The sequence below is a fragment of the Arcticibacter sp. genome (assembly GCF_045629565.1).
GTDB lineage: Bacteria > Bacteroidota > Bacteroidia > Sphingobacteriales > Sphingobacteriaceae > Arcticibacter.
In genome coordinates, this window is sequence record NZ_JAZQRL010000072.1 from 1 (window position 1) to 9,423 (window position 9,423).

The window sequence follows — 9,423 nt, forward strand, 5'->3', positions numbered from 1 at the left end:
GCACTGGACACGGAGTCTGAAAAACTTGTTCAGGAAGCACTCAACAACCTGATGAAGAACAGGACCTCTATCGTCATTGCGCACCGCCTGAGTACCATACAGCATGCGGATACAATTGTTGTGATTGATAAAGGTGAAATTATAGAAAGAGGAAATCATTTGGAGTTAATGAGCCGAAATGGTCTTTACAAGCGTTTGATAGATATGCAGACATTTGCAGATTAAAACTGAACTATGCCCACTATTTCGCTTATTGTTGCAACCTACAACTGGCCCGAAGCCTTGAATGTATGCCTGTTAAGCATCAAACATCAAACCGTTTTCCCTTGTGAGGTCATCATTGCAGACGACGGATCCACGCCTGTGACAAAATCTCTTATTGATAGTTATAAGAAAACCTTTCCTGTTCCTTTAATCCATGTTTGGCACGAGGACAACGGTTTCAGAAAATCACTTATCCTAAATAAAGGAGTGCTGAAAGCTTCAGGAGACTACATCGTGCAGATTGACGGCGATGTAATACTCGATAAACATTTCATCACCGACCACCTCAGTGTTGCTGAGAAAGGCTTTTTCGTCAGGGGAACACGGGCGCATATCCGTAAAGACCGGGTTGGTCGGGTTCTTAAGCAAGGATTGATCAACTTGAACTATTTTTCTCCGGGGCTGATGCATCGCTTCAACGCACTTCGAATCCCGAAACTCGCATTTTTGATCGAAATGAAAGCCAGTAGCTCAGACCGGGTTCGTGGCAGCAATCTTGCTTTCTGGAGATCCGACTTTATCCTTGTAAATGGATATGACAACGATCTTACAGGCTGGGGTCATGAAGATGAAGAGCTTGCAGCCCGGTTTATTAATAACGGAATTTGGAAGAAATCCGTGAAATTCAAATGTGTGCAATATCATTTATACCATACGGAACGTTCCTATTCCCAGAAGGCCTTCCATGTCAGTGCAGTTGACAATACACGTCAAAAATCGCTTAAGGCATGCACAAATGGTATTGCGCAATCTTAATAATCTTAATGCATGACCGGTAAAATAGATCCAGGTGTTTCTTTAATTGTTTCTACTTATAACTGGCCAGAGGCATTAAATCTTTGCCTGATCAGCATCAGCAAACAATGTGTTTTGCCAAATGAGGTAATCATAGCAGATGATGGATCAACAGAGGAAACCCGCAAGCTGGTACAAGAACATCAACTGAATTTTCCGGTGCCGTTAATACATGTCTGGCAGGCAGATGACGGTTTCCAGCTAGCGAAGATCAGAAACAAAGCCATCGCACGCGCCTCCAAGGAATATATCGTCCAAATTGACGGAGACCTAATACTGGATTATCATTTTATTCAGGACCATGTAGCATTTAGCCGGCAAAGTGCGTTCGTATCAGGAACAAGGGTACAGATGTCTTCAGCGCTTTCAAGGAAAGTCCTTGATAACAAAGCCACCCGTGTTTCTATGCTATCAAAAGGGATTATCAATTTCTTTAATGGTTTTAGAATACCGGTGTTAAGACATTTTCTGGCGGCACGCTACAAAAGTAAAGACCCTGCTTACGTAAGAGGTTGTAACATGGCCTTCTGGAAAGCAGACTTAATTAACGTGAATGGGTTCAATGAATCTATCGTTGGATGGGGCCGGGAAGATAGTGAACTTGCAGTTAGATTAATGAATTCAGGTGTTAAAAAAAGAATATTGAAATTTGGTGCAATTGCGTTTCATATCTATCACAAAGAAGTATCCAGAGCTAAACTGGCTCACAACGAAGAGCTACTTACCAACGCCATTCAGAATAATGTTAAGACTTGTACAGCTGGATTGTCACAACACATCATTGCCTATAAACCAAAATAAAGCTACATGGTAGAGGTTTCTATAATTATCCCCAACTACAATCATGCGCCGTATCTGAAGCAAAGGCTCGACACGGTATTGGCACAAACTTTCCAGGATTTCGAGGTAATTATCTTAGATGACTGTTCTACAGACAACAGCAAAGAAGTTATTGCTGAATATGCTGATCATCCAAAAATCTCCCATGTTATTTTCAACACAAGCAACAGCGGAAGTCCCTTTTTGCAATGGGAAAAAGGCATTAACCTTGCCACGGGAAGGTATGTTTGGATAGCCGAAAGTGATGACTGGTGTGAGCCATCGCTTCTACAGGACCTTGTGGAGGGAATACGGAAAGATGATGATTGTGTATTAAGCTATTGCCAGATGTACTACATCAATGGAGACAACAAGATCAAATGGCAGTCAAGTCATAAATTTTTATCTGAAATCGTAGACAGCGGCCCCTTCATTAGAGACTACCTGGCGGTAAAGGTTTCAATCTATAATGCCAGTATGGCAATATTCAGAAGGGATAAGTTCAAAAATGTATCCAGGGACTTTACTACATATAAATTTTCTGGTGACCGGCTTTTCTGGATTCAGATTGCAATGCAAGGCAAGACGCATATCAGCGGAAAAGTACTAAACTACTTTAGAAAACATGACCGTGACGTAAGTGGAAAAGCTTACGCAACGGGCTTAAATTTCATTGAGGAGTTCAATATTATTGATTGGATGTATAAAACCCAATTGATTGATGATTCCATTTACGCTAAAGCCTTCAAAAAACAATATAAAGAATACTGGGCGGTAAGAAACACAATCGATCCGGTAAACAGACATCAAATAAGACATTTGTTTAATCATCCATTAAGCTCAAATGCAAATAAGCTGAGGTTTCTTCCTTCTGCCATTTGGAAGGCATTTAAGAATAAAAACTAGAATGCAATGAGAAAAGGCATAACCATCATCATCTGTACATACAATGGTGCCGAAAGATTAAGTGAAACCATTGCACACATTGCGAGGCAATCCGTGCCGGAGACTATAGCATGGGAGGTTATTCTAGCGGACAATGGATCCTCAGACAATTCCATTGCGCTTGCTGGAGCGGAGTGGAATAAATATAAGCGGGTCGACGTTCCATTTGAAGTTATAGAAGAAAGCAAACCAGGTAAGTTACATGCATTGCAGCATGCCATTGAAAAGGCGGACTTTGAATATCTTATCGTATGTGACGATGATAATTGGCTGGCATCTGATTACCTGAAAACAGCTTATTCCCTTTTAGATTCAAGGCCTGAAATCGCCGCCGCCGGCGGCAGGGGCACTGCTGTTACTGCTGGAATGTTGTTGCCCGACTGGTTTAAAGACTACCATTCTGCCTACGCAGTGGGTCCTCAAGCACAAAAGACCGGGTTTCTTAAGCCCAGAGATGTCCTTTGGGGAGCCGGTTTGTGTACCAGAAAATCTGTTTATCAAAAAATGTATAGAATGTACCCTTCGTTTTTAACTGAACATCAAGATAAAAATATCTTGTCAGCTGAAGATACTGAATATTGCATGCGTTTATTATTGAAGGGGTATAAATTGTATTACGACGCATCTTTACAATATAAACACTTTATCCCTGACCATAAACTCAGCCTGGAATTCAGAGATCAAAAATTACTTAAGGGATTTATGGATGCCAATGAAATCCTCAGAAAATACTACTCAGCAATGCGGGCGACAATTAAAACCAGGAACAGACCAGATGTCTGGTTCGCACTGTTGTTGATAACGCCCATAAATTATGTTTTTTCATTCTCAAAGCGCAGGGCTGAGAAAGCGAAAAACACCTTATTTTTCCTGTTGCCCTTCGGAATTCAAGGAGACCCGATCTCAGAGAAGATTAGGATGTTTATGAAGGGAAAACCGGCTTAATACATGTATTCTGATATCCTTTCTGCCGCCGGGGCTTCATAAAATTTAGGTCAATGAAATAGATGACTTTAATTAAAAGAATACTGGAAGGGAAATTTTCCTGTTAATGAATATATGTACAGGAAGAGAATACTGATGAAAATCTAAACGGCTTTCTCAGAACAGGTATAGAAATCAATTTACAATCAATGAGCAAGAATAAAATAACGAGGAAAATTGATGAATGGAATCAAATTGTCTGTTATAAATTGGCGTCTTCCTATTACAGGAACAGTTCATCTGGACAGCCTTCATACTATATTCTGCATCCTAAGAACTGGCTGTACTTAATCCTGCGAGCCTTCATATTGTGTATTCAATACTTCCGGCTAAACAAAAAACTACTGACTCCGTACTGGTTTGTTTTGAAGGAGGAAAAGCATTGGCAAGCTAAGCTGAAAGGTCTCTTACTGTCACTTCTTGGAACCAGGCATTTTTTTAAACCAGAATATAGCCCTTTATTTTACACCGCAAATCAAATAAACTTCCAATTCAACGCCTCAACGAAACCTATCGTAAGCATAATCATCCAGGTAGCTGGTGACCATTCATTTCTCTTTGATACTTTAAGAGCACTTTGCCAGAATCTACCTGATGATGTTTCAACAGAAATTATAGTGGTGGACAGCAGTGATACTGACGTTCCAGCAGATGACATCACGAATATACCTGGAATCACGTACGTTAAGCTTCAAGAATATTTTGATGAACGTACGGCTTACCTGAGCGGAATTGAAAAGGCAAACGGCACCTATTCCGTCTTTTTAACGAGTGGGACGCTCATTCAAAAAGGATGGCTCGAAGCGCTGCTAAATACGATGATTAACGATCCGTCAATTGATGTAGTTGGGTCCAAGCTCATACATCCCTCCGGCTTATTAATGGAAGCGGGAGGAATACTGCTAGAGAACGGAACTACGCAACGATATGGCCAATTTAAGAACCCTGACAAGCACCTATACAACTTTAACAGAGAAACCGACTTCTGCACATTATCACTCTTTAGAACGGAAAATGCAAGGTCTGCTCAAAACAAGATCATCTATGTAGCAATCGCTGTAGCAGTGGTTTTCGATCAACCAGCTAAAGCCGCTCCCGGGATACATCTATTAATGTCGCCAGAAACATTGGTAACCAACTGTAGGTCAGGCAAGACGATCCTTGTAATCGAAGCGACCCTTCCCTACTATGATAAGGACTCCGGCTCCAACAGAATCTTACACCTGCTTAAAATTTTCAAAAGTCTGGATTATCACGTCGTCTTCTTACCGGATAATGGGGAAGCAACTGAACCCTATTCTACAATGTTGAAAAATCTTGGTATCGAAGTCATCTATAAATACATGGGGGTCCGCGTGTGGAACAAGGAATTACGTAGTTGTCTACAGCGGGTAAACATTGTCTGGCTGAGCCGGCCCGACCTCAATGAGAAGTATAACTATCTTTTTGAACTTAACAAATCACTGAAATGGATTTATGATACTGTTGATCTTCATTACATTCGGCTGGAACGGGAAGCGCTGCTTATAAACGATGAAGTTAAAAAAGCGAACTTACAAAAGCGGGCATCGGCTTATAAAGAAATGGAAATTTCATTATCGAAAAGAGCAGATGTAACAATTGCGATTACGGAGGCAGAAGCGGCAGGTTTGGTGGCCAACGGTTCGGGAAATGTCAAAGTAGTACCAAACATTCATGTTGCTCAAAAAGGAACCACTACAGATTTCCTAAGCCGGCAGGGGATCATGTTTATTGGCGGTTTTTACCACCAGCCGAATGTTGATGCGGTGATCTACCTTATAAATGAGATCATGCCCCTGGTCTGGAAAACGCTTTCAGATGTACAGGTACATCTCGTTGGAAGTAATCCACCTGCAGAAGTTCTTAACCTTGCAAATGAGCGCGTAATTGTCACCGGCTATGTGCAGGACGTTGGTCCATACTTTAATTCTTCGAGAGTTTTTGTGGCCCCGCTTCGGTATGGAGCCGGAATGAAGGGGAAAATTGGCCAGGCGTTAGAATATGCACTTCCTGCAGTAAGTACAGGAATTGGAACGGAAGGCATGAATCTGCGCAATGGGATCAATGTAATAGAAGCCAATACCGTGGAAGAGTTTCAGCAAGGCATACTTGAGCTGTATACAAATCAACAACTATGGGAAAAACTCCATAACAACGCCCTTGAGGCACTAGCCCCACTCCTCTTTGATCATCAGAAAGAAAACATTAAAAACATATTAAGTAGTTTGGATCAGTCCTATAAAGTCACAATCATTACAGTAGTTAAAAATGGCGAAGCAACGTTACAGGCTTTGATCGATAGTATTCAAAAATACAAAACACCAGAGATGGAGTTCATTGTGTGGGATGGACAAAGCACGGACAGAACGCTGGATATTCTGAAACAGAATAGTGACACGGTAGATCAATATGTAAGTTTGCCCGACAGCAGCATTTATGATGCGATGAACAAAGCAGTCAAACTTGCTAAAGGAAAGTTCATACATTTCATGGGTTCGGATGATATCTTACTGGAGGGCTTCCAGAAAATTGTCCCCTACCTTCAGGATGAGAAAACCATCTACTATGGAGGTGTTTTGACGGAAACTGGTACCATTTCAAGGCCATTTGATGCTTATCAACTGACGAAACAGCACATTTGCCACCAGGCTATCATTTATCCTAAAGCTGTATTCGAGAAATACACGTTTGATACCTCATACAATGTTTTCGCAGACTACCACTTAAACTTAAGGTGCTGGACAGATACTTCCTTCAAAAAGGAACATGTGAACCTAATTATCGCGAAGTTTAGTCCGGGGGGATACTCAGACTTAACACAGGACGTAAATGCGACCAGGCATAAAGAAAAGTGGTTCAAAGAATTGCTAAGCACCAGGGATCATCTTAGATATCTGAAGCATAAAAGCGGCTACCTTGCGGCAATAGGGGAATATTTATCTGGCCAGAACAGTCATATTCTTCCTGCAAAACCGATATCGAAGCATAGCATTTTAATGATCGGTAACCGTGTTAGAGGCGAGCGTCAAACAAACGATCAGACAAGAACTTCTGTACTCATTAGAAATTTGCTGAACCTGAGTTTCGAGATCTTGTTCCTCAATGCGGAATACTATTGTGAGAAGACTGAATTGGAAACGCTATCTGCTGAAGGGGTGAAATTTATTGACACAACAGCGTCTCCAGAAGATGTCTGGAAAACACAGCTAGATATGGTTGAGTTTGTCTGGTTCCTGGGAACGCCGGATAACCGGCTTTTAAAGCGCATTGTTAGGAAAAGACATATAAAAAGGATCTTTGATATAAGTGATCTTCAAAACTTTGACCGGCGCTCCATTGAACTGGCAAAAACATCAGATTCTACCATTACCAGAACAGAAGAAGCCAGGCTTTTTTTGAAGAGTAATGACGTCAACAACGTATACCTCCCCGTCACCGGAGAGCTTCAAACATTATTCAATAATTTAAGATAATGGTAAGGATTCAATATGATCATCAGATTTTTTCCATGCAACGCTATGGTGGTATTTCCCGCTACTTCGCAAACTTACAGCAGGGAATTAATGAGTCTGTAAGCCATGAACAACACAATGGTATCCTTTTTAGCAGAAACCATTATCTCAACAGCGCTGGTCTTTTACCGGCTGATGTTGGAAACCGCCTCTTCAAGACAGACCGGAAAATTTACAAGTGGAACAACCGCTACTCGAAACTATCGATTCAGCTGAACGGGTACGACATCTTCCATCCGACCTACTACGACCCTTATTTCCTTAAATACAATACGAAGCCTTTTGTACTCACCGTCCATGACATGATCCATGAACTCTTTCCAGAGAACTTTCACAAAGATGATGTATACGCCGGCTACAAAAAGAAATGTATCTCCCAGGCAGACCACATCATTGCCATATCCCAATGCACTAAGAATGACCTGCAGCAGTTCTTTGACATTCCAGATGAGAAAATTACTGTAATTCATCATGGCATAGCGCTGAGTCCACCTGAATACAGCCACATCTCAGACCTCCCGGAGCAATATATCCTACTTGTTGGAGAACGTGTAGGGTACAAGAATTTTAAGGTGATGGCGGAGGCGTTTAGCTTAATATCCAAGGACAATCCAAAGTTATTTCTGGTCCTCGCAGGAGGCGGACCTTTGACCGGGGCAGAGGCAGCCGATCTAGCCGACAAGCAAATTCTGGACAAAACCATTCAAGTCACCGCAACCGATTTGGAACTCAATACACTTTACAAGAACGCACAATGCTTCGTATTCCCTTCCCTATATGAGGGCTTCGGCTTGCCCATATTAGAAGCCTTCAAGAACAACTGTCCTGTAATTCTAAGTAACAGCAGCTGCTTTCCTGAAATTGCAGGCAATAATGCTGCATTGTACTTCGACGCCACATCGGGCAAATCCCTGGCAGATCAGATGCAAATCATCCAATGTGATGAAAATAAAAGAGATGAATTGGTTATCCAGGGCCGGGCACGGCTATTGAATTATCCAATTCAAAGATGTATTCAAGAAACACTTGCCGTATATGATGCTATTTCAGCCGGTCTTTGATCGTTTGCCAGTCCTGGTGAAGCAATGACCTGCGCTCCGGATACATCCCCCGCTCAAAGCGCGCTAACTTCCTTCGCATCGTCCTGATTAAATATGGTTCCTGCTTCACTTCGAATACCTCAGTCAATTTCTTGTCTCTGGTAAGAATGTGGGTCTGAATACCGTCTGTCCCATAATAACAGTTAAGCTTACTGGCGATGTATTCTAAACTTGCTTTCGTGTAAAATGCGATGTGCTGCCCCGTTTCCGGCGTAAAATACCACCAGTCAGATGCTTTTTCAATTCGACCCGGAACCAACTCCGTGGTAAATATCAGGTTGTCCCCAAACTCCAGTATTCGTTTGATTTCCTCCATAGGGTCAACCAGGTGTTCAAAAACTTCAAAGGCAGTAACCAGCTCAAAGTTCACCTGTTTTGGCGCATCTGCGAGGCTAAAGTACTCGGCAAACAAGTTCTCGCAATAGATGTCATGATGATAAAAGTCGAAGCCCTTGTCCCGCATCATTCTCGTAAACATACCATATCCACCCGCATAATCCAGAAAATGCCTGTCCGCGTCAAAATAATCTGGGATGATCTTTACAAGCTTGTCTCTAAGCAGTTCATTTCGAAAGATCAACCCGGTATCAAGCTTTGTAATCGCAGATGAATAAGCCTCCTGAAGCCAGTAAGGATCTTCAGTTTGAATGAAGCCAGTTTCCACACACTCGTAGTATTTAACCTCATGGTTGTTTAATACCTTCTCCGTAAATAGTAGTCGCGTAGGACCTCCGGTAATTTTGCTGATCATAAATGGAATGCATTCTTTTATCCAGGGACAAGATACGAAGTTCAGGACAATAGACGCAGGCTCATCTCAGCACTCAGAAATCCGGGTCAAAAAAAAATCCTTACCTGAATAAATCAGGTAAGGATTATATCACTTGAAAGGCCTGCCTAAGCGGCCTTAAGATTACAACTTTCTTTTTACTTCTACCTGCTCGTATGCTTCTACGATATCGCCAACCTCAATGTTATTGAAG

At 41.9% G+C, this 9,423-nt stretch carries 7 protein-coding genes and 1 pseudogene; 7 read left to right on the top strand and 1 reads right to left on the bottom strand.

The features are described 5' to 3' along the window. From ACKI5J_RS09365 to ACKI5J_RS09395, 7 genes and pseudogenes are all read left to right on the top strand, one after another. Positions 1-225 (top strand): annotated as a pseudogene (locus ACKI5J_RS09365) (ABC transporter ATP-binding protein); the annotation flags it as partial. A 9-nt stretch (positions 226-234) separates the two neighbouring features. Then, positions 235-1,020 carry a glycosyltransferase family 2 protein gene (locus ACKI5J_RS09370; RefSeq protein ID WP_407428814.1) on the top strand — a complete coding sequence of 262 codons (786 nt, stop codon included), beginning with the start codon at positions 235-237 and terminating at the stop codon, positions 1,018-1,020. Positions 1,021-1,032: 12 nt separating this feature from the next. Beyond that, positions 1,033-1,860, top strand: coding sequence for a glycosyltransferase family 2 protein (locus ACKI5J_RS09375; protein WP_407428816.1), 828 nt, complete (start codon positions 1,033-1,035; stop codon positions 1,858-1,860). A gap of 6 nt (positions 1,861-1,866) precedes the next feature. Next, entirely contained in the window at positions 1,867-2,784 is a 918-nt protein-coding gene (locus ACKI5J_RS09380) for a glycosyltransferase family 2 protein (protein ID WP_407428818.1), read from the top strand. Positions 2,785-2,790: 6 nt separating this feature from the next. Beyond that, positions 2,791-3,768 carry a glycosyltransferase family 2 protein gene (locus tag ACKI5J_RS09385; protein ID WP_407428820.1) on the top strand — a complete coding sequence of 326 codons (978 nt, stop codon included), beginning with the start codon at positions 2,791-2,793 and terminating at the stop codon, positions 3,766-3,768. 188 nt (positions 3,769-3,956) lie between these two features. After that, positions 3,957-7,301 (top strand): glycosyltransferase, encoded by a 3,345-nt coding sequence (locus ACKI5J_RS09390; protein ID WP_407428822.1) that lies wholly within the window; start codon positions 3,957-3,959, stop codon positions 7,299-7,301. After that, positions 7,301-8,401 carry a glycosyltransferase family 4 protein gene (locus ACKI5J_RS09395; RefSeq protein ID WP_407428825.1) on the top strand — a complete coding sequence of 367 codons (1,101 nt, stop codon included), beginning with the start codon at positions 7,301-7,303 and terminating at the stop codon, positions 8,399-8,401. The genes ACKI5J_RS09390 and ACKI5J_RS09395 overlap by 1 nt, the downstream gene beginning before the upstream one ends. Here the strand turns inward: ACKI5J_RS09395 and ACKI5J_RS09400 are convergent. Next, a complete protein-coding gene (locus tag ACKI5J_RS09400) occupies positions 8,382-9,191 on the bottom strand; it encodes a class I SAM-dependent methyltransferase (RefSeq protein WP_407428827.1) in 810 nt (269 codons plus the stop codon). The genes ACKI5J_RS09395 and ACKI5J_RS09400 overlap by 20 nt on opposite strands. Between the last annotated feature and the right edge of the window lie 232 nt (positions 9,192-9,423).

What these genes read in the sequence shown, in the direction of transcription:
- ACKI5J_RS09370 (WP_407428814.1), top strand. Translation starts at nt 235, where the DNA reads ATGCCCACTATTTCGCTTATTGTTGCAACCTACAACTGGCCCGAAGCC.
- ACKI5J_RS09375 (WP_407428816.1), top strand. Translation starts at nt 1,033, where the DNA reads ATGACCGGTAAAATAGATCCAGGTGTTTCTTTAATTGTTTCTACTTAT.
- ACKI5J_RS09380 (WP_407428818.1), top strand. Translation starts at nt 1,867, where the DNA reads ATGGTAGAGGTTTCTATAATTATCCCCAACTACAATCATGCGCCGTAT.
- ACKI5J_RS09385 (WP_407428820.1), top strand. Translation starts at nt 2,791, where the DNA reads ATGAGAAAAGGCATAACCATCATCATCTGTACATACAATGGTGCCGAA.
- ACKI5J_RS09390 (WP_407428822.1), top strand. Translation starts at nt 3,957, where the DNA reads ATGAGCAAGAATAAAATAACGAGGAAAATTGATGAATGGAATCAAATT.
- ACKI5J_RS09395 (WP_407428825.1), top strand. Translation starts at nt 7,301, where the DNA reads ATGGTAAGGATTCAATATGATCATCAGATTTTTTCCATGCAACGCTAT.
- ACKI5J_RS09400 (WP_407428827.1), bottom strand. Translation starts at nt 9,191, where the DNA reads ATGATCAGCAAAATTACCGGAGGTCCTACGCGACTACTATTTACGGAG.